Origin of the sequence: Neptunicoccus cionae (assembly GCF_014643735.1) — a bacterium.
Taxonomy (GTDB): Bacteria; Pseudomonadota; Alphaproteobacteria; order Rhodobacterales; family Rhodobacteraceae; genus Amylibacter; species Amylibacter cionae.
This window is the reverse complement of sequence record NZ_BMKA01000001.1, coordinates 1141182-1161008: the sequence shown is the minus strand read 5'-3', so window position 1 is coordinate 1161008 and position 19827 is coordinate 1141182. Positions and strand designations below refer to the sequence as shown.

Genomic DNA, 19827 nt, shown 5'->3' with positions numbered 1-19827 from the left:
GGGCAAACCCTATTGGTACCCTAGATAAGATCAACGCACAGAGGAGGCCGCGCCATGAAGAAGATCGAAGCGATCATCAAACCGTTCAAGCTTGATGAAGTCAAAGAGGCGCTTCAGGAAGTTGGCGTACAGGGGTTGAGCGTTATTGAGGCCAAAGGGTTCGGCCGCCAAAAAGGCCACACAGAACTCTACCGTGGCGCTGAATACGTAGTAGATTTCCTGCCAAAGGTTAAGATTGAAGTCGTGATCTCCGAGGATCAGGTCGAAACCGCTGTGGAAGCGATCATCGCAGCCGCACGGACCGAGAAAATCGGCGACGGTAAAATCTTCATCTCAAGCGTAGAACAAGCCATCCGCATCCGGACAGGCGAGGAAGGACCAGAAGCGCTCTGATCAGCGTATCGGTCCAACAAGAACAACACTAACGAGGAATGTTAAAATGAGTGTAAACGACGTCATGAAAATGATCGCAGACGAAGACGTAGCCTACGTCGATGTCCGCTTTACCGACCCGCGCGGCAAGTTGCAGCATGTAACTGTGATCATTGATGAAATTGACGAAGAATGGTTTGAAGAAGGCTTCATGTTCGATGGTTCATCCATCGCAGGTTGGAAATCAATTGATGATTCCGACATGAAACTGATGCCGGATACAAAATCCGTCTACATCGACCCGTTCTATGCTGAAAAAACGCTGTGCATCCACTGTTCCGTGGTTGAGCCTGACACCGGCGCTTCTTATGGGCGCGACCCACGCTCCACCGCGGAGCGCGCGGAAGCCTACCTCGTTGCATCCGGCATCGGCGACCAGTCTTTCTGGGGCCCCGAAGCAGAATTCTTCCTATTTGACGATGTGCGTTTCTCCAACACAATCAACAAGGTGTCTTACGAAGTTGATGCCGCTGATGCGTCCTGGAACACAGACACTGCTTACGAAATGGGCAACATGGGGCACCGTCCCGGACTGAAAGGTGGCTACTTCCCGGTGAATCCGACAGACAGCTCCCACGATTTGCGCTCCGAGATGCTTTCCACAATGAAATCCATCGGTATGAAAGTGGACAAGCACCATCATGAGGTGGCGTCCTGCCAGCACGAACTCGGGCTGGTATTTGGTTCGCTAACCCATCAGGCGGATGAACTTCAAAAATACAAGTACATCGTTCACAACGTGGCGCACGCCTACGGCAAATCCGCGACATTCATGCCAAAACCGATTTCTGGCGATAACGGCACTGGTATGCACGTTAACATGTCGATCTGGAAAGATGGTAAGCCCCTGTTTGCCGGCGATAAATATGCGGATCTCTCCGATGAAGCCCTGTGGTTTATCGGGGGTATTCTGAAGCACGCTAAAGCGCTGAACGCGTTCACCAACCCATCCACAAACAGCTACAAACGTTTGATTCCAGGCTTTGAAGCTCCGGTTCTGCGCGCCTATTCCGCTAGCAACCGTTCTGGTTGTGTTCGTATCCCTTGGACAGAGTCCCCGAAAGCCAAACGCGTTGAAGCTCGCTTCCCTGATCCTGCAGCGAACCCTTACCTTTGTTTTGCAGCACTTCTGATGGCTGGCCTTGACGGCATCAAAAACAAAATTAATCCAGGCGAAGCGCAGGACAAAGACCTGTACGATCTGCCACCGGAAGAACTGGCCGACATCCCTACAGTTTGCGCATCCCTACGCGAAGCGTTGGAAGAGCTGGAAAAAGGCATGGACTTCCTGCTTGAAGGCGGCGTCTTTACTCGGGACCAGATCGAAGGCTACATCGCTCTGAAATGGGAAGAAGTTTACAAGTACGAACACACACCTCACCCAGTTGAATTTGGCATGTACTACAGCTGCTAAACTACAAACTCTAAAAGAAAAGGCGCTCCATTGGGGCGCCTTTTTTTGTTGCTTAAAGAGTGTCGCCCGGCTCTACATCCGGTTTGAATTCAATTACCTGACGCACAGCACGGTAATCGGCCTGTTCGTGCTCCAAGATCAGCTGTGCCGCGCGTTTACCTATTTCAAACCGGTAAGCATTCATAGTTGCGGTCAGCATAGGCATGCCGTGACGCAGGTCCAGTCCGTTAAAGCCTGCCAAACCCAGCTGGTCCGGCACAGAAATATTGTTCATAACACAATGCATTAATCCGCCGCATGACATGGTGTCCGAAGAATAGTAGATCATATCCAAATCCGGCGTCCGTTCCAGCAGCTTTTCGGTCAACTGCCGTCCCAACAACAACGTCGAACCGCCAGTATAAAGCTCTTGATCCGCCAACATCACATTTGCCTCGGCCAAGGCCTGTTGAAACCCCTGAAAGCGTTTTGCAGCGCGGTGATCCAACGGATATTTCGTGCCAATAAAGCCGAGTTTTTTGTACCCGCGCTCTAGAATTGCCTTTCCCGTTTCATACCCGGCACGCCGATGGGACACGCCAACGTTCAGATCTACAGGATCACCGTCGACGTCCATGATCTCAACCACAGGTATACCCGCATTGCGCATCATTTTGCGCGCAGCGTCGGTATGCTCCAAGCCCGCGACGACCAACCCCTTTGGTTGCCAGCTTAACATTTCACGAATAACGGTTTCTTCGGTTTCAAGATCGTAATCCGACACCCCGAACACCGGCTGCATGGTTGTTGTCTTTAGAACGTTAGAAAGCCCTGTCAAAACTTCGGCAAACACAAAGCTGCTGATAGAGGGAACCACGACCCCCACCAGATCAACCGACTTGGAGCTGAGCGACCCTGCAATTCTGTTTGGGACGTAACCGACTGATTTTGCCGCCGCAAGAACGCGCTCTCGGGTTACAGCCGACGCCTCGCCCTTGCCCCGCAGTACGCGACTGGCGGTCATTTCACTTACATTCGCAAGCTCTGAAATATCTTTAAGGGTTGGCCTGCGCGCCATGATCGATCCTAACGTGTAATACTGATCACAGCATTACACCGTTAGAAATGAAGCGCGCAAGCCAGTTAACGTTAAAAACACTCGAGAGTCTCTTTTTGGTTCAAATATCCAACCCCGAAACTATCAACGATAACTGAATAATCAGTTAAACAGCTCGTTGCACAGCTCCAGCGCGCTCACCAATTTATCGACTTCCTCAGTCGTATTATACATGCCAAAGGAGGCACGGCAGGTCGCAGAAACACCAAGGTGTGCCATTAAGGGCTGCGCGCAATGGTGCCCGGCCCGCACAGCAATCCCCCGTTGATCGACCACAGTGGAAATATCATGCGGATGGGCGGCCCCTTCCAATGTGAACGAGAAAATCGCGCCCTTGGTTTTGGAATTCCCCTGAATATTCAGCCAGTTCAGGCCGTTTAATTTGTCCTGCGCATAGTCCCGCAAAGCGGTTTCATGGGCAGAAATGTTCTCCATTCCGACATCCATCATATACTCAAGTGCTGCGCCCAAGCCGATCATCTGCACGATCCCCGGTGTGCCAGCCTCAAATTTATGAGGGGGATCATTATAGGTCACAACGTCTTTCGCCACGGTGCGGATCATATCCCCGCCACCAAAAAAAGGGCGCATTTCGGCCTGCCGCTCCTTGCTGATGTAAATCGCACCGGAAGAGGACGGGCCGTAAAGCTTATGCCCTGTAATCGCAAAGAAATCGGCGCCAAGATCCTGAACGTCCACTGGCATGTGGACGGCGGATTGCGAACCGTCCACCAAGACTGGAACGCCGTTTTCACGGGCCGCTTTGGTGATGGTTTTCACGTCCACAACGGTGCCCAACACATTGGACATATGTGTGATTGCGATCAGTTTTGTTTTTGGAGTGATTGCGTCGATGACCGCTTGAGGATCAAGATCGCCGTTTACATCGGTATCGACCCACTTCAAAACCACGCCTTGCCGTTCGCGCAGAAAATGCCAGGGCACGATATTGGCGTGATGCTCCATCACAGACAAGATAATCTCGTCACCAGCCTGCAGGCGCGGTGCGGCCCAGCCGTAGCTGACCAGATTGATCCCCTCGGTGGTCCCGGAATTGAAGAGAATTTCATCTTCATGCGCCGCGTTCAAAAAGGTCTTAATCGTTCCACGCACCGCCTCGTATTTCTCGGTAGACAGGTTCGACAGGTAGTGCAAACCGCGGTGCACGTTCGCATAATCCTCGGCATAGCCCCGCGTGACGGCATCAATCACCACCTGTGGTTTTTGGGCAGATGCACCATTGTCGAGATAGACCAGCGGCTTACCGTTAACCTCGCGCTTGAGGATCGGAAATTCGGCGCGGATTTTCTGGATATCATACATGGTCATTTCACCGTTTGGATAGGAAAAGTCGCGCCCATCATGCTGAACAGCACCAACATCACGACTCCGAGGGCAAGTTGCACCCCTATAATCCCAAGTAATACGGGCATGACTTTGGTAAAGCCGTGAAGCTCCATAACTTGCGCGGTAATTTGGATCATCGCAATAACCAACACCAGAAGCATGACAAGCCCCGAGGTTTCAGCACTGTGCAAAGTCGCGAAAGGCACGGGTATTTGGACGATCAACAGAACAAAGTTCAACCAAATCACGGTTTTCAGACTGTTGTCGAAATCGCCGGTCCCCCCAAAGGCCCGCCCGATCCGAAACATCAGAAACGCCCCGCCAAATAGTGTCAGGGCCAGCATAAATACGCTGCTTCCCAGAGGAATCGATTCCGCTTCTCCGACCGCTTCGGGATAGATTAGCAGGCCGGCCAGAAGAGAAAACATCAGGTTCAGGACGATCACAAGCCATGCGGCGAGGATAAGCTCGTTCCGCTGCGCCGAAATCGCCAAAATCTGGCGCAACGTGGCCCGAGGTTGGGTCAGCGACTGGATTGCCAATGGCAGAAAATCAATCAGTCGCTGTGGTGTCATCCGAACATATCTCCTGCACCGACCAGCAATGTTGCTACGGTTAAAACGAGTGCGAACAACGACATAGCCATGAACGTCGGGCTTGTCATCCGGAATTTGTGCGCCTCTGCGGTCCCTGCAGCAATATACCACACAAACGGGATCAGGCCGAGCCAGTAGACCGGCAAAGCCAGCCATTTATTGCCCAGAAACGGCATCACGGGTTCATACATTCCCATAATTGCCGCGATGACAGCGGCCGCCAATCCGAAGGGTGCGGACACAAACGCCCCCCAGAACACGGCTGTTCGGGTCTCTTTCCAGTTCGCAGCGCCTTTGAAAATTTTGGCAAAAATCTGCACCAGAAGTGAAAACAGATACATCAACGCAGTACGCAGCATCAAAGCGGCCATCATCAGCAGACCAATTTTATCTGCCGAAAAGACACCGCCCGCGATGGAGGCAGGGGCCACCAGCGTTTTCAGTGACCAGCTTGCGAAAAACACCATATCCGAGACGAGAACGTAAAAAATCAGCCGCCCTTCACTGGGCTTTTCGCGCAACAGCCGCCGTGTAGAAGCCCGCATATCGCGCCAGGCATCACTGACCCGATCGACCAAACCATTGCGTTCAAGTTGAAAAACACCGTTACCGGCTTCGAATTCTTCTTCGGAATGTGTCATGTGCCCGCTCTGCTTTTTATGTTGTTTATCAACACTTAATCAGGCCGTGACCCTGCGGGGAAATTCAACTGTCGCAAGACATAAGGCCCATTGCCAGCAGAAGACCACAGCCGTCAGCAGTGTGGCAACCATAAAAACTGAAGGCGGTGCAAAGACTTTGGAAGCGCCGCTGATAAGCACCAGTGGGGAGGCGACCAATGCGGCCCACATCAGGGCGAGACGGGCTTCCTGCCATGTGGCCTGCCCCCCGAATACCCTAAGAACCAAATGGGAGAGTGCTGCAATAATATAGAGAAACAGCGGCCCCATAATCACAGAAGACACAAAAAGCGTTGCAAAGCGCGCGCGCATTATGGCTGGGTCATCCTCTGCCAAAAAAGAAATTGCGGCAAGGTCCGGCATACGGGACACATAATTCAACAGGCAGGCAGTGAACCCCAGCATCAGAATGCGAGGCTCTGTCATGATAGAAACCTGATGGGTCATTTCGCGGCGCGGCCTTTGATAGGCCGCGCCAATATCTGCCAGCAGCGACATCAGCCGTGCCGCCGTGCCATCCAACCTTCGAGCAGCGCCCGCAGATCGTCGGCCAAAGCCTCGTCTTCCACTTCGTCGATGGCCTCACCCAGAAATGCAAGCGTCAGCATATCCTGCGCCTCTTTGTGGGGAATACCACGGGACGTCAGGTAGAACAGCGCTGTGTCATCGATCGCACCAACGGTGGAACCGTGGGAACAAGCAACGTCATCGGCATAGATTTCCAGTTCGGGTTTGGCTTGGAAGGTGGAATTTTCGTCCAGTAACAAGCCCTGACTGATCTGATAACCGTCCGTTTTCTGAGCATCGGCTTTCACCAGAATTTTGCCCTGAAATACTCCAACCGCGCCATTGCGCAGAACCTTCTTGAACACCTGACGGCTTTCACAGTTCACGGCGTCATGGGTGATGAACACTGTGTCATCGTGATGGAACGCACCGTCACCCGCACAGGCGCCCGCCACTGTGGCGTTGGCATTGTCGCCGGTGAATTCGATGATCGCATCGTTGCGGGTCAGGATACCATTCACTGTCAGAGTGAAGGATTTAAAGCTGCTTTCTGTCCCAAGACGGGCGAAAATATGGGTCGCTGTGCGCCGCTCATGATCCCGCCCTTGGGCACGGACATGATGGAAGGCTGCGGTATCGGCTACTTCGACTTCCATAACCGCATTGATCCGCGCTGCCGCAGGACCGTTTTCCAGAACGGTCAGATCCGCCCCCTCGTCTAGCTTGATCGTGTGGTGGATCACAGCGTCGGAGGTTTCGCTTTCGTGCAGGTAGATAAAGCTGATCGGCTTAGCCGCTTTACCGGTCGCACGGATCACAAAACCCTGCTCGGCCATAGCCGTGTTATAAGATGCAAGCGGGCGAGATACAGGGTATTGGCCCCTGCCCTCTAGCACGCCGTAAACCGAACCGGCCCAGTGAATATCCTTCTGCGCCGCATCGGACAGCGTTTCGATTTCGACACCATCCAGTTCAAGCGCATCGGACTGTGCTGCGTCAAAAACGCCGTCCACAAACACGATCTTCACCGCATCAACGCCGTCGAACGGCAGGGGTTCGTCGCTTTCAAAGATCGCAGCAGGTGTTGCTTCGGGTGCGGTCAGCGTGGTCGGGTCGGTGTACTTCCAGTATTCGTCCCGACGATGGGGCAAACCGGTTTCCGCCAGCAGCGCCGCTGCGGTTTGGCGGGCTTCAGACGCCCATTTCCCGCCATCCGGCACGGTAATAGAGGGCACAACGCCCTTGTTTTTCAGTTTGGCAGACATTTAAGCCACCTCTGCCAGAATATCGGCGTAGCCGTTGTTTTCAACTTCCAGCGCCAGTTCCGGACCGCCTGTCTTAACGATCTTACCGTCTGCCATGATGTGCACAACATCCGGTTTGATATGATCGAGCAGACGTTGGTAGTGGGTGATCACAAGGAAAGACCGCCCCGCATCGCGCAGCGCGTTCACGCCTTCGGCAACCAGCTTCATCGCATCCACATCAAGACCGGAGTCGGTTTCATCGAGGATACACATCTTTGGCTCCAGCATGGCCATTTGCAGGATCTCGTTGCGCTTTTTCTCACCACCAGAGAAGCCGACATTAACCGGACGCTTCAGCATATCCGCATCGATTTTCAGGGATTTGGCCTTGGCGCGAACCACTTTCAGAAACTCGGCTGCGCTCAGCTCTTCTTCACCGCGCGCCTTGCGCTGTGCGTTTACCGCAGTTCGCAGGAATGTCATGTTACCAACACCCGGAATTTCCACAGGGTATTGGAAGGCCAGAAACAGGCCAGCCGCCGCACGCTCTTCGGGTTCCATATCCAGAACGTCTACGCCTTGCAGTTCCGCAGAACCGTCAGTCACTTCGTAGCCGTCCTTGCCCGACAGAACATAAGACAGCGTTGATTTGCCCGAGCCGTTCGGCCCCATGATCGCATGCACCTTGCCGGTTTCCACCGTCAGGTTCACACCTTTGAGGATTTGCTTGTCTTCTTCTTCAAGACCGACGTGCAGGTTTTTGATTTCCAACATTTTATTATCCTTGATTGTAGCAGTACCGCCCCGCAGGTGCGGCGAATTTCGTGGGAGTTGGAGGGCTGATTAGCCCACCGACCCTTCCAGAGAGATGGCAACCAACGCCTGTGCTTCCATGGCAAATTCCATCGGCAGCGCCTGCAACACGTCTTTACAGAACCCGTTTACCACCAGCGCAACGGCCTCTTCTTCATCCATGCCCCGCTGGCGACAGTAGAACAGCTGATCGTCATCCACTTTGGACGTGGTCGCTTCGTGTTCTACCCGCGCCGAATTGTTCTTAACTTCAATGTAAGGCACTGTATGCGCGCCACATTTGTCACCGATCAGCAAGCTGTCACACTGGGTATAGTTCCGCGCGTTTTGCGCCTTGGGATGCATCGAGACCAAGCCGCGATAGGTGTTTTGCGCCTTGCCAGCACTGATGCCTTTGGACACGATCCGGCTTTTGGTGTTTTTGCCAAGGTGGACCATCTTCGTGCCAGTATCAGCCTGCTGCATGTTGTTCGCAATGGCGATGGAGTAGAACTCACCTTGGCTATCATCGCCGCGCAGGATGCAGGACGGGTATTTCCACGTCACAGCCGAACCTGTTTCCACCTGCGTCCACATCACTTTAGACCGGTCGCCACGGCAATCCGCGCGTTTGGTCACAAAGTTGTAGATGCCGCCTTTGCCGTCTTCATCACCGGGGTACCAGTTTTGAACGGTGGAATATTTGATCTCTGAATCTTCCAGCAGAACCAGCTCCACCACTGCCGCGTGCAGCTGTGCAACGTCCCGTTGGGGTGCGGTGCAGCCTTCAAGGTAGGACACATAGGCCCCCTTGTCGGCGATGATCAGCGTGCGTTCGAACTGGCCGGTGTTTTCTGCGTTAATGCGGAAATAGGTGGACAATTCCATCGGGCACTTTGTGCCTTCGGGGATGTAGACAAACGACCCGTCAGAGAACACCGCAGAGTTCAGCGTTGCATAGTAGTTGTCGGACTGTGGCACCACAGACCCGAGGTATTTCTTTACCAGTTCGGGATGATCCTGAATTGCCTCGGAGATAGAGCAGAAGATCACGCCGGCCTTGGCCAGTTCGTCTTTGAATGTCGTGCCAACAGAAACACTGTCAAACACCGCATCAACAGCAACACGGCGGTCTTCTTCGGGTGCTTCGACACCAGCAAGAAGCGCTTGCTCCTTCAAAGGAATGCCCAGTTTTTCGTAGGTTTCCAGCAACTTGGGGTCAACTTCATCCAGAGACTTCGGCTTTTCCACCATAGATTTCGGACGGGCATAGTAATACTGGTCCTGAAAATCGATTTCGGGATAATCCACCATCGCCCAATCAGGTTCGTCCATTTGCAGCCAACGGCGATAGGCCGCCAGACGCCATTCCAGCATCCACTCCGGCTCTCCGTTCTTTTCGGAAATCAGGCGCACGATGTCTTCGTTCAACCCTTTGGGGGCGTATTCGATTTCAATGTCAGTCTCAAAGCCGTATTTGTATTTTCCACCCACGGATTGAACCGCTTCCACGGTTTCCTGATCGACACCTTCTTTGACTTGTACGTCGTCTAAAGCAGCCATGTTGCTGTCCTCATAGTTTTTGCCCGCCGCTATGCAGCGCGGGCTTTGAATTTCCTGTATTGGGCCAGCCATGCGTCGGCAAACCCCATAACTTCGTCGCGGGTGGTGGACGGGCCAATACTGACCCTGATCGCAGAACTTGCGGTCGTATCGTCAAAGCCCATCGCCTTCAACACCCGACTTTGCTTAACTTTGCCACTGGAACAGGCAGAGCCTGCCGAAATGGCATATCCGGCCAGATCCATCTGCATCACCTGTGTTTCACCCTTCCAACCTGGAACGGCGATACAACTGGTGTTGGGCAGACGGCTGGCGTCCTGCCCGACAATGATGGAATCGGGCGCTTCATCAGCAAGACGGGCTTCCAGCGCGTCGCGCAGGATCTGGACCTCTTGCCACAAACCGTTGTCGAGATCCCGCTGCGCCGCTTCCGCTGCAGCGCCGAAACCGGCAATGCCGATCACGTTTTCAGTCCCCGAACGCCGCCCTTGCTCCTGACCACCGCCTTTAACCAGTGTCGGGACTTCATGACCGGATTGCAGCACCACCGCCCCAATGCCCTTGGGTCCACCGATTTTATGGGCGGAAATCAGGGCCGCTTTGGCACCGGACCATTCAAAAGCGAAGGGAACCTTGCCAAACGCCTGCACCGCATCACACAAAGCTATGGTCTCAAACCCGTTTTGCAAGATGCCGGTTTCGCTGTTGGCCGCTTGCAGGGCAGAGGTGTCGGGGGCAGAAACGTCTACACGCCCGTCCGAATCCACTGGAAGCTGCGCATCGCACCACGCGTGAACGGCGTCATGCTCACTAGCAGCGCAAACCACGCCGCCTGCGTTCAGAACCAATCCGGCCCCTTCCGTCGCACCCGAGGTGAATACAACATCGCCTGACCCGACGCCGAACGCCGCTTTGATCTGCACCCGTGCGCGCTCCACAATGGCCAGCGCCTTGCGCCCTTCGGCGTGAACGCTCGACGGATTGCCGATTGCATCCATCGCGGCGATCATGGCGCTACGAGCCTCGTCCCGCAGAGGGGCCGTCGCATTCCAGTCCAGATAGGTCCGGCTCATTTTGGGGCCACCGGCGTGTCTTCGACCAGTTTTTCATCGACCAGTTGGAACAGCGAGGGCACCGCAGGACAGGGAGCCATCTGGTTGGTAATAATGTCGCTCAGGCGTGCCTGATGCAAAAACACATAAACATGCGCCGACAGGCTTTCCCAAAAGCGGTTCGACAGGCTTTGCGCTCGTGATCCCGACGACGCACCGGATGCCCCTGCCCCTTTGCTCAGCGCATCCATTGATTCATCGACAGCTTCAAGGATCGTCGTCACACGGATCGCATCCGCTGATTCCGCGAGACGATACCCGCCACCCGGTCCGCGCACGCTTTCAACGATTCCCGCGCGGCGCAATTTGACGAACAACTGCTCCAGATAGGCCAGAGAAATGTCCTGTCGCCCCGCAATCTCGCCAAGGGAGACCAGTCCGCCTTTTGATTCCAATGCCAAGTCAACCAAGGCAATCAGGGCATATCTGCCTTTTGTACTGAGTTTCACAGCCGTTCCACCATCGCAAGTGTTGACGCGCGGGATATGAGGCCTTAACTCCTGTTCAGCTTGGAGTGCGGCCACCGCGCCCAATTTAGAATTGTTCTAGGTTTTCCGAGGGGAATAGTCAACCATGTCTCTGACAGGTCAAAGACTGCACCAACAGACGGAAAATCCAGCCCTAACGGAGCCTGTTTGCACCTATGCCTGAAGTAATTTTTCCCGGACCAGACGGTCGTTTGGAAGGCCGCTACCATCCGCAAAAGCAAAAGGATGCGCCGATTGCGATCATCCTGCACCCGCACCCCCAGTTCGGCGGCACGATGAACAACAAGGTTGTCTACAACCTGCATTATGCCTTCCACAAAATGGGCTTCACTGTACTGCGGTTCAACTTTCGCGGCGTTGGCAAAAGTCAGGGCGAATACGATCAGGGTGTTGGTGAGCTGTCTGATGCAGCTTCCGCACTTGATTATCTGCAAGCGATGAACCCGAATGCAAAACACTGCTGGGTCGCAGGCTTCTCCTTTGGCGCATGGATCGGGATGCAACTGCTGATGCGTCGCCCTGAAATTTCCGGATTTATCAGCGTATCGCCCCCCGCGAATATGTATGATTTCTCATTCCTTGCACCTTGCCCTGCGTCGGGTCTGATCATCAACGGATCGGGCGACCGTGTTGCGCCACCTGCGGATACCGTTGATTTGGTGGAAAAGCTGCACGAGCAGAAAGGCATCACCATTACCCATGAGGTTCTGGACGGTGCCGGTCACTTCTTTGAAAATGACCACATGGATACTATGATTGGCACAGTAGACGGCTATGTCCGCCGCCGTTTGACGGAAACCTCCCGCTAAGCCGTAGGTTATACGCTAGGTTATTAAGTGTTTGCCCTAAAGCCGCTGGTTTGCGGCTTTAGGAAGCCCCGCTCCGCTCGGGGGATATTTGTCCCAAAAAGAGAGATGCCTTCAGGGTTTGTTGAACCGTCCGCCTGTGGCCGGTGCACGGCATCCGGTTGTCGAGGGCGCAGAAAGCGGCAATGCGCGGCGGCTTCGCACCGCGAGATAGGCAAAGGCCTGCGCCTCCAGCATATCCCCATCCAGACCCAGTTCGCTGATCGGGGCGACTGTACCGCTCAGCCGGTTTGACAATTCCTGCATCATAACCGGATTGCAGGCACCCCCACCGCAGATAAACCAGTGTTCCGGTTCTATCGTCAGGTGGCTTTGATTGGCAGCAACGCAAGCGGCTGGGAGCGCTGTCAGGGTAGCAGCGGCATCCGCATCGCAAAGCGGGTCCACAAGACTGAGCACGTCGTGGAAATCGTGACGATCCAGTGATTTAGGCGGTTTTTGTGCGAAAAACGCACGTTGATACACGCGGGTGAGCACCGTTTCATCCACCTTCCCACTGGCGGCAAGCGATCCGTTTTCGTCGAACGCCTTTCCCAGACGTGCGGTCATCATATCGTTCAGCGGCGCATTGGCCGGACCAGTATCAAACGCGATCAGAGCTTCAGTGTCTTCGGGGGCATTTTTGCTCGGGTCAACCAACGTAACGTTGCCCACCCCCCCGAGGTTGAGGAAGGCCGCCGGTTCCGTCAGCCCAGCCCACTTCGCGCAGGCAAAGTGGAAAAACGGAGCCAGCGGCGCCCCCTGTCCATCCAGCACCATGTCGTTACTGCGAAAATCCCAAACTGTCGGAACGCCCGTACGCCGCGCCAGATCGGCCCCGTCACCAAGCTGGAACGTGCGCCCCGCCTCGGGATCGTGGTTCAGGGTTTGCCCGTGAAACCCCACCAGATCAATGTCATCGAATTCCAGCACCAGATCGGCGTGTGCCGTCTGGATCACCTCTAGCGCAGCTTGAAGCACCGCGGGATTCTCCCCCGGCCACAACCCTTGGGCCGTGCGCAAAACCTCTGCCTCGGCTTTGGTAAACGGGCGAAAGGCGCTCTCCCCGAAGTCGTGAATCTCTGCCCCGTCGGTGGTCAGAACCGCACCATCAACGCCATCCATAGAGGTGCCAGACATTAGGCCAAGCGCACGGATCGGTTTAAATTCTGTCAATGGTCTTTCCTTTCCACGGCCAAGCGTTATACGTGGCCCCTCAATTTCCTAGCAAAGAAGGCCAAAGACCGATGACTTACAAGCCCAAATCAGAGTTTCTGCACGTGATGCAGAGCCGGGGCTTCTTACAGGACTGCACAGACCTGGAGGGGCTCGACGACCGCCTGCTCAAAGGTATTGTGCCAGCCTATATCGGCTTTGACGCCACTGCAAAATCCTTGCATGTGGGCAGTCTGATCCAGATCATGATGTTCCGCTGGCTGCAAAAGACCGGTAACAAGCCCCTTGTCCTGATGGGCGGCGGCACCACCAAAGTGGGCGATCCGTCATTCCGCGCGGATGAGCGTCCGCTTTTGACCGATGATCAGATCAACGGCAACATTGCAGGAATCAAAGAGGTGTTTTCCTCTTACGTCACGTTTGGGGACGGCGACACCGATGCCATGATGCTGAACAATGCGGAATGGCTGGACGGGTTGAACTACCTTGAATTCCTGCGGGACATCGGGCGCCATTTCTCGGTGAACCGGATGCTTTCGTTTGAAAGTGTGAAAAGCCGGATTGATCGGGAACAGAGCCTGTCGTTCCTTGAATTCAACTACATGATCCTGCAAGCCTATGATTTTATGGAGCTAAACCGCCGCTACGGGTGTGTGCTGCAAATGGGCGGCTCGGATCAGTGGGGCAATATCGTGAACGGGATCGACCTGACCCGCCGCGTGATCTCTAACGAGGTTTACGGGCTGACCACCCCGCTGCTGACCACATCTGACGGTAAGAAGATGGGCAAAACAGCCGACGGTGCGATCTGGCTTAATCCGGAGATGCGCTCCCCTTATGAGTTCTGGCAGTTCTGGCGCAACACCACCGATGCGGATGTGGGGCGTTTCCTGAAGCTCTATACCGAGATGCCGCTGGATGAATGTGAGCGTTTGGGCGCACTGGAAGGCAGCGAGATCAATGAGGCGAAGGCCGTTCTTGCCAATGCAGTCACAACGCTGGCCCACGGCGCGGATGCAGCCGCCACGGCAGAAGCCACCGCCCGCGAAGTCTTTGAAAAAGGCGGCGTCGGGGATGATTTGCCAACGGTAACTTTCAGCGCCGCAGATGTGGGCGATGGTATCTCTATCGTGCAACTGTTGGTGAAATCCGGTCTGAGCGGTTCCGGTAAGGAAGCCAAGCGCCTGATCGCGGATGGTGGTGCTAAGCTGGACGATGTAGCTCTGACAGATGCCGGAGTAGTCATTTCACCCGATCAACTGCGCGGAGCGGTTAAGCTGTCTGCTGGCAAGAAACGCCATGCACTGGCACGGATCGAAGACTGATCCGAAAGAATGCGTGTCGCCCTGTTAAATATACGGGGCGGCATATCCAGCCTGCGGGCTGAACCGGTAAATCATCCAAAAATTGCGGATATGGGCACCCAAACGTGCCTGGGGTCCAATAGAGAGACGTGATCCCTGTTTGGACGGGTCGTCCGCGCCCCCGAACACAGGGGCGCGATACGTTTATTCGATATCGGACTTGATCTGAACCGTCTTCATATAGTCCGGCTCAGCCACGGCACCGTTGGCGGATTGATCGCCTTTTTTGATGCTGTCGACAACGTCCTGACCGGACAATACCTTACCAACGACCGTATATTGACCGTTAAGGAACGGGGCCGGTGCGAACATGATGAAAAACTGCGAGTTTGCAGAATTCGGGTCCTGTGAACGGGCCATGCCCACAACGCCGGTTTCATATTCGATGTCCGAAAACTCGGCAGGAAGATCAGGAAATGCAGAACCGCCGATGCCCGCATAACGCAGGTTAAAACCTTCGCGCTGGCCATGTTCCACATCGCCTGTTTGGGCCATGAAATCGGGAATCACGCGGTGGAAGACCACATCGTCGTAAAGACCATCGCGGGTCAGGCGTTTGATCCGCTCTACGTGGCGGGGGGCAACCTCTGGCAGCAGTTCGATTTCCACTGTGCCACTGGTGTCGCCCGCGACTTCGATCACGAGGATGTTTTCATCCTCTGCGGCGAAAAGCGGTGCGGCGGCAAGGGTTGCCACCGCCAGAAGCGTTTTGAACAGCCGCATTATACGTCTGCCGCCACTTTAACGGAAATCATCTGATCCGGTTGCGCAGGTGGCTCGCCACGAGTGATCGCGTCAACGTGTTCCATGCCTTCAATAACCTGACCGTAAACGGTGTATTGACCGTTCAGGAAATCATTGTCGCTGAAGTTGATGAAGAACTGGGAGTTCGCGCTGTCAGGGCTCTGGCTGCGTGCTGCACCGATAGAGCCGCGCGCGTGGGGAACCTTGGAAAATTCAGCTGGAACATTTGGCAGATCGGACCCGCCTGTACCCGCCATACGCAGGTTGAAGTCGTTGTTTGCATTGCCGTTTTGCACGTCGCCGGTTTGCGCCATGAAGCCGTCGATCACACGGTGAAACACAACGCCGTCATACTGACCACTACGGGCGAGTTCTTTCATACGGGCAACGTGTTGGGGTGCAACATCAGGGAGCAGGTCGATTTTTACATCGCCGTCTTTCAGTGTGATGATGATACCGTTTTCGGGATCTTTGAAATCAGCCATTAGGGCCTCCGCAGTTTGAATTTGCGGCACCCTAATAGATGCAATTCCCAAGGGAAAGAGCGCTTTCACCCCCTGCCCTTGAAATTGGCAGGATCACGCGTATTTTTTACGCACTGCGACGGCCACGTCCTCGGGAACAAACCCCTCTATATCCCCGCCGAGGCGGGCAATTTCCTTGACCAGTTTCGACGCAATCGACTGGTGCTGCGCCTCTGCCATCAAGAAAACGGTTTCGATATCATCATTCATCGCGCGGTTCATTCCGACCATCTGAAATTCGTATTCAAAATCCGAAACCGCCCGCAACCCTCGGATAATAACATTGGCCCCGACCTCTTGGGCGCAATGGATCAGCAGGTTTTCAAAGGGATGAACGACGATTTCGATCCCTTTATCCCGCGCAATATCCCCGCAGGTGGATTCGACCATGGCAACCCGTTCTTCCAGTGAAAACAACGGCCCCTTATCGCGGTTAATGGCGACACCGATGACTAGACGGTCGACCAAAGAGCACGCTCGCCTGAAGATATCCAGATGGCCGTGGGTTACGGGATCGAAGGTACCGGGGTAGAGTCCTGTGCGCATGGGTCGGGCCTTTTTTCGCGTTAATCCCACATTTGATGATCTGTGGTCCTGAAAAATGCAAGATAAAACGTGGCGTTACAAATAACACGGTGTGTAACACCGCCTGCTCCAAAAGGATCTCAGGGCATTGATCGTCGCCGTTCTTATCGCCCCATTATCATATCTTGCATGGCGTTCTTTTCGGAACTCACCTCGGCCAGACGGGCGCTGACGATATCTCCGATGGAAACGAGCCCCACCATCGCGCCGTTCTCCATGACCGGCATGTGGCGAAACCGCTTGTCCGTCATGGTCTGCAACACGCTTTCAGCCGTATCTGCGGGGACGGCTGTAATAATATCCGAAGTCATCAAGTCACCGACCACATCCGACATGCAGCTGCTGCCCCGCAGGCCAAGCTCCCGCACGATATCGCGCTCTGAGAGTATGCCCAGCACATCGGTTCCGGTTTCAGACACGACCAGCGCCCCGATCCGGTGGGTGGACAGCAGTTTTGCCGCCTCGCTTATCGTGTCCTTGGGTTTCACAGTGGTAATCTTTCCCGCAGACTTTCCGGCAAGGATCTGTTTGATCAGCATGGGCACAACCTCCTGTAAACTGTAGATTCTATCGTGCGTCGCACAGGCGCGGTCTGTCAAGCAGCAGCTTGCAGGCGCTTGATCTCTTGCCGTATTTTTCCGGTCAGAAGCTGCGCCACACGGTTCAACCGCTCCACCCGCCGATCGTCACTGTGACGCACCAGATAAAACGAACGGGTCAGGGAAATCTGATCGGTCAGGATACGTTCAACCTCGGGGAAGGTTGGAATGGCAAAATCATGCACAATACAGACGCCAGCGCCCCGTCGCGCCCAGTTCATCTGCACCGAGAAGCTGTTCGACGTTAGCGGCGCACGGGTGGATTCGCCAATCTCCCCCATATAGTCGAGTTCATCATCAAAGATCAGATCATTGATATAGCCAATCAACCGGTGGTCTTTCAGGTCTGATTTGTGTCTTATCGGGGGATGGCTTGCGAGATATTCTTTCGTGGCCGCCAGATGTAGCGTGTAGTCCGAGATTTTCTGTACGCTCAGCCGCCCCGTTTTGGGCGCAGACACCGTGACGGCCATATCCGCCTCTCGTTTGGACAGGTTCAACACACGGGGCACCGCAAGGATTTGCATATCCAGACCGGGATTTTCGTCACAGATTTCGGCGCAAACCTGCGGCAGCAGAAAGTTCGCCGCCCCGTCCGGTGCGCCAATACGGATCGAACCGGACAGCGTGTCATCCTGATCCTCCACCTCTCCCTGCGCGGAACGAAGCGCCAGTTCCATGTGCTCCACGTGGGTCAAAAGGCGCTGCCCCCGTTCTGTCAGGTGATAGCCCTGCGGGCTTTTTGCGAACAGCCGCGCGCCCATGCCCTCTTCCAGCCGTGCGATCCTGCGGGACAGGGTTGCAGGATCCATCCGCAAGACTTTGGCACCAGCGGTCAGGCTCTCCGCCTGCGCCACATGGAGAAACACCTTCAGATCATCCCAGTTCGTATCTTTTGCCATCACCTACCCTAACGGAAATCTCTGGTGGTACAGCTTACATTCATTTTGCAAAAATGCAAAATGATCTTGGAGATTAACCTATAGACCCCACAGTTTTGTTTGGTTAAATTCCCGACAACAATCTTGGAACACTCACGGGAGACCTCACATGGAACAAATCGGACATTACATCAACGGCGAGCATATTGCCGGCACCAGCGGTCGCACCGCAGATGTTTACAACCCTGCAACGGGTGAGGTTCAGGCCAAGGTTGCACTGGCCAGCGACGAAGAAATGGCGAAAGCTGTTGAGATCGCCAAAGCCGCACAGCCTGCTTGGGCTGCCAAAAACCCGCAGGTTCGCGCCCGTGTCATGATGAAGATGGTCGCCCTGCTGCACCGCGACATGGACAAACTGGCCGAAACCCTCTCGCGCGAGCATGGCAAAACCTTCCCCGATGCCAAGGGTGACGTGATCCGTGGTCTGGAAGTTGTGGAATACTGCATTGGTGCGCCGCAACTGCTGAAAGGTGAATTTACCGACGGCGCCGGTCCGGGCATTGATATGTACTCCATGAAACAAGCCCTTGGTGTGACTGCGGGTATTACCCCGTTCAACTTCCCAGCCATGATCCCGATGTGGATGTTCGCCCCAGCGATTGCTTGTGGTAACGCCTTCATCCTGAAACCGTCCGAGCGTGATCCCTCCGTTCCGATGATGCTGGCTGCCCTGATGGAAGAAGCCGGTCTGCCAAAAGGTATCATTCAGGTCGTAAACGGCGATAAAGAAGCGGTTGATGCGATCCTCGACAACGATGTGATCCAGTCCGTGGGCTTTGTCGGCTCCACCCCTATTGCGGAATACATCTACGGTCGCGGGTGTTCCAACGGCAAGCGGGTTCAATGCTTTGGTGGTGCGAAAAACCACATGATCGTTATGCCTGACGCGGATATGGATCAGGTGGTAGACGCGCTGATCGGTGCCGGTTACGGCGCTGCTGGCGAACGCTGCATGGCGATTTCTGTGGCTGTCCCTGTTGGCGACGAAACCGCCGACCGTCTGATCGAAAAACTGGCCCCACGGGTGGAAAGCCTGAAGATCGGTCCTTACACGGCTGGCAATGACGTAGACTTCGGTCCGGTTGTGACGGCTGCTGCGAAACAGAACATCCTCGGGCTGGTGGAAACCGGCGTGAAAGACGGCGCTGATCTGGTGGTTGATGGCCGCGACTTCAGCCTGCAAGGATATGAGGACGGTTTCTTTGTCGGGGCTTGCCTGTTTGACAACGTCACAACAGACATGGACATCTACAAGAAAGAGATCTTCGGTCCGGTTCTGTCCACTGTTCGCGCGCAATCCTATGAAGAAGCGCTTGGCATTGCGATGGACCACGAATACGGCAACGGCACCGCGATTTTCACCCGTGACGGTGACACAGCGCGCGATTTTGCCAACCGGATCAACATCGGCATGGTCGGCGTGAACGTGCCAATCCCCGTGCCTCTGGCCTATCACACCTTCGGTGGTTGGAAGAAATCCGCCTTTGGTGACCTGAACCAGCACGGTCCTGATGCGTTCAAATTCTACACACGCACCAAAACAGTAACCTCCCGCTGGCCTTCGGGCACCAAAGAAGGGGCGGATTTCTCCATCCCGACTATGGAATAATCACTTAAATCGGGCGGGGTCTTTCCCCGCCCTTTTTGTACGCAGTCAAGGCGCTTCATACTGAGCAGCGCGAAGTAACGTCAGGAAATTCGAAAGATTTCCGGTTTCTTTCCCCTTGCAAAACTTGCGTAACAATTGAAAGTTAACAAGCGTTCAATTCCCCAAA

The 19827-nt window shown here is 54.7% G+C and carries 21 protein-coding genes; 5 read left to right on the top strand and 16 right to left on the bottom strand.

Features of this window, described 5'->3' with window-relative positions; genetic code table 11:
• Nucleotides 1–54 precede the first annotated feature (54 nt).
• Both IEX10_RS05100 and glnA read left to right on the top strand, forming a co-directional pair.
• Nucleotides 55–393 (top strand): P-II family nitrogen regulator, encoded by a 339-nt coding sequence (locus IEX10_RS05100; RefSeq protein WP_069301639.1) that lies wholly within the window; start codon nt 55–57, stop codon nt 391–393.
• Between the two features lie 46 nt (nt 394–439).
• Nucleotides 440–1846 carry a type I glutamate--ammonia ligase gene (glnA, locus tag IEX10_RS05095; RefSeq protein WP_188671505.1) on the top strand — a complete coding sequence of 469 codons (1407 nt, stop codon included), beginning with the start codon at nt 440–442 and terminating at the stop codon, nt 1844–1846.
• A gap of 52 nt (nt 1847–1898) precedes the next feature.
• Here the strand turns inward: glnA and IEX10_RS05090 are convergent, their stop codons facing one another.
• The 10 genes from IEX10_RS05090 to iscR form a co-directional block, all read right to left on the bottom strand.
• Nucleotides 1899–2903, bottom strand: a complete 1005-nt coding sequence (locus IEX10_RS05090) for a LacI family DNA-binding transcriptional regulator (protein WP_188671503.1) — start codon at nt 2901–2903, stop codon at nt 1899–1901.
• Nucleotides 2904–3044: 141 nt separating this feature from the next.
• A complete protein-coding gene (locus IEX10_RS05085) occupies nt 3045–4265 on the bottom strand; it encodes a cysteine desulfurase (RefSeq protein ID WP_188671501.1) in 1221 nt (406 codons plus the stop codon).
• 2 nt (nt 4266–4267) lie between these two features.
• Nucleotides 4268–4864 carry a YIP1 family protein gene (locus IEX10_RS05080; protein WP_188671499.1) on the bottom strand — a complete coding sequence of 199 codons (597 nt, stop codon included), beginning with the start codon at nt 4862–4864 and terminating at the stop codon, nt 4268–4270.
• Complete coding sequence (locus IEX10_RS05075; protein WP_188671497.1) at nt 4861–5526, bottom strand: YIP1 family protein; 666 nt, start codon at nt 5524–5526, stop codon at nt 4861–4863. The genes IEX10_RS05080 and IEX10_RS05075 overlap by 4 nt, the downstream gene beginning before the upstream one ends.
• A gap of 39 nt (nt 5527–5565) precedes the next feature.
• Nucleotides 5566–6063: a YIP1 family protein gene (locus IEX10_RS05070; RefSeq protein ID WP_188671495.1), complete on the bottom strand. Its 498-nt coding sequence runs from the start codon at nt 6061–6063 to the stop codon at nt 5566–5568.
• Nucleotides 6063–7337, bottom strand: a complete 1275-nt coding sequence (locus IEX10_RS05065; RefSeq protein WP_188671492.1) for a SufB/SufD family protein — start codon at nt 7335–7337, stop codon at nt 6063–6065. The genes IEX10_RS05070 and IEX10_RS05065 overlap by 1 nt, the downstream gene beginning before the upstream one ends.
• Entirely contained in the window at nt 7338–8093 is a 756-nt protein-coding gene (sufC, locus tag IEX10_RS05060; protein WP_188671491.1) for a Fe-S cluster assembly ATPase SufC, read from the bottom strand.
• A gap of 69 nt (nt 8094–8162) precedes the next feature.
• Nucleotides 8163–9674 carry a Fe-S cluster assembly protein SufB gene (gene sufB, locus IEX10_RS05055; protein WP_188671489.1) on the bottom strand — a complete coding sequence of 504 codons (1512 nt, stop codon included), beginning with the start codon at nt 9672–9674 and terminating at the stop codon, nt 8163–8165.
• Between the two features lie 29 nt (nt 9675–9703).
• Entirely contained in the window at nt 9704–10747 is a 1044-nt protein-coding gene (locus IEX10_RS05050; RefSeq protein ID WP_188671487.1) for a cysteine desulfurase family protein, read from the bottom strand.
• A complete protein-coding gene (iscR, locus tag IEX10_RS05045; protein ID WP_188671485.1) occupies nt 10744–11235 on the bottom strand; it encodes a Fe-S cluster assembly transcriptional regulator IscR in 492 nt (163 codons plus the stop codon). The genes IEX10_RS05050 and iscR overlap by 4 nt, the downstream gene beginning before the upstream one ends.
• A gap of 194 nt (nt 11236–11429) precedes the next feature.
• On the opposite strand from iscR, the gene IEX10_RS05040 reads away from it, so the two are divergent.
• Entirely contained in the window at nt 11430–12083 is a 654-nt protein-coding gene (locus tag IEX10_RS05040) for an alpha/beta hydrolase (protein ID WP_188671483.1), read from the top strand.
• Between the two features lie 111 nt (nt 12084–12194).
• On the opposite strand, the gene IEX10_RS05035 is transcribed toward IEX10_RS05040, so the two are convergent.
• A complete protein-coding gene (locus IEX10_RS05035; RefSeq protein WP_188671482.1) occupies nt 12195–13295 on the bottom strand; it encodes an anhydro-N-acetylmuramic acid kinase in 1101 nt (366 codons plus the stop codon).
• A 71-nt stretch (nt 13296–13366) separates the two neighbouring features.
• On the opposite strand from IEX10_RS05035, the gene tyrS reads away from it, so the two are divergent.
• Nucleotides 13367–14620 carry a tyrosine--tRNA ligase gene (gene tyrS, locus IEX10_RS05030; protein WP_188671480.1) on the top strand — a complete coding sequence of 418 codons (1254 nt, stop codon included), beginning with the start codon at nt 13367–13369 and terminating at the stop codon, nt 14618–14620.
• A 183-nt stretch (nt 14621–14803) separates the two neighbouring features.
• Here the strand turns inward: tyrS and IEX10_RS05025 are convergent, their stop codons facing one another.
• From IEX10_RS05025 to IEX10_RS05005, 5 genes are all read right to left on the bottom strand, one after another.
• A complete protein-coding gene (locus IEX10_RS05025; RefSeq protein ID WP_188671478.1) occupies nt 14804–15382 on the bottom strand; it encodes a peptidylprolyl isomerase in 579 nt (192 codons plus the stop codon).
• Entirely contained in the window at nt 15382–15888 is a 507-nt protein-coding gene (locus tag IEX10_RS05020) for a peptidylprolyl isomerase (protein ID WP_188671475.1), read from the bottom strand. The genes IEX10_RS05025 and IEX10_RS05020 overlap by 1 nt, the downstream gene beginning before the upstream one ends.
• Before the next feature lie 93 nt (nt 15889–15981).
• The gene (gene coaD, locus IEX10_RS05015; RefSeq protein WP_188671473.1) at nt 15982–16473 is read right to left on the bottom strand and encodes a pantetheine-phosphate adenylyltransferase; all 492 of its coding nucleotides are present in this window, start codon (nt 16471–16473) and stop codon (nt 15982–15984) included.
• Between the two features lie 143 nt (nt 16474–16616).
• A complete protein-coding gene (locus tag IEX10_RS05010; RefSeq protein WP_188671471.1) occupies nt 16617–17051 on the bottom strand; it encodes a CBS domain-containing protein in 435 nt (144 codons plus the stop codon).
• A 56-nt stretch (nt 17052–17107) separates the two neighbouring features.
• Nucleotides 17108–18013, bottom strand: coding sequence for a LysR family transcriptional regulator (locus IEX10_RS05005; RefSeq protein WP_188671469.1), 906 nt, complete (start codon nt 18011–18013; stop codon nt 17108–17110).
• A 148-nt stretch (nt 18014–18161) separates the two neighbouring features.
• On the opposite strand from IEX10_RS05005, the gene IEX10_RS05000 reads away from it, so the two are divergent.
• Nucleotides 18162–19661, top strand: a complete 1500-nt coding sequence (locus IEX10_RS05000; RefSeq protein WP_188671467.1) for a CoA-acylating methylmalonate-semialdehyde dehydrogenase — start codon at nt 18162–18164, stop codon at nt 19659–19661.
• Nucleotides 19662–19827 lie beyond the last annotated feature (166 nt).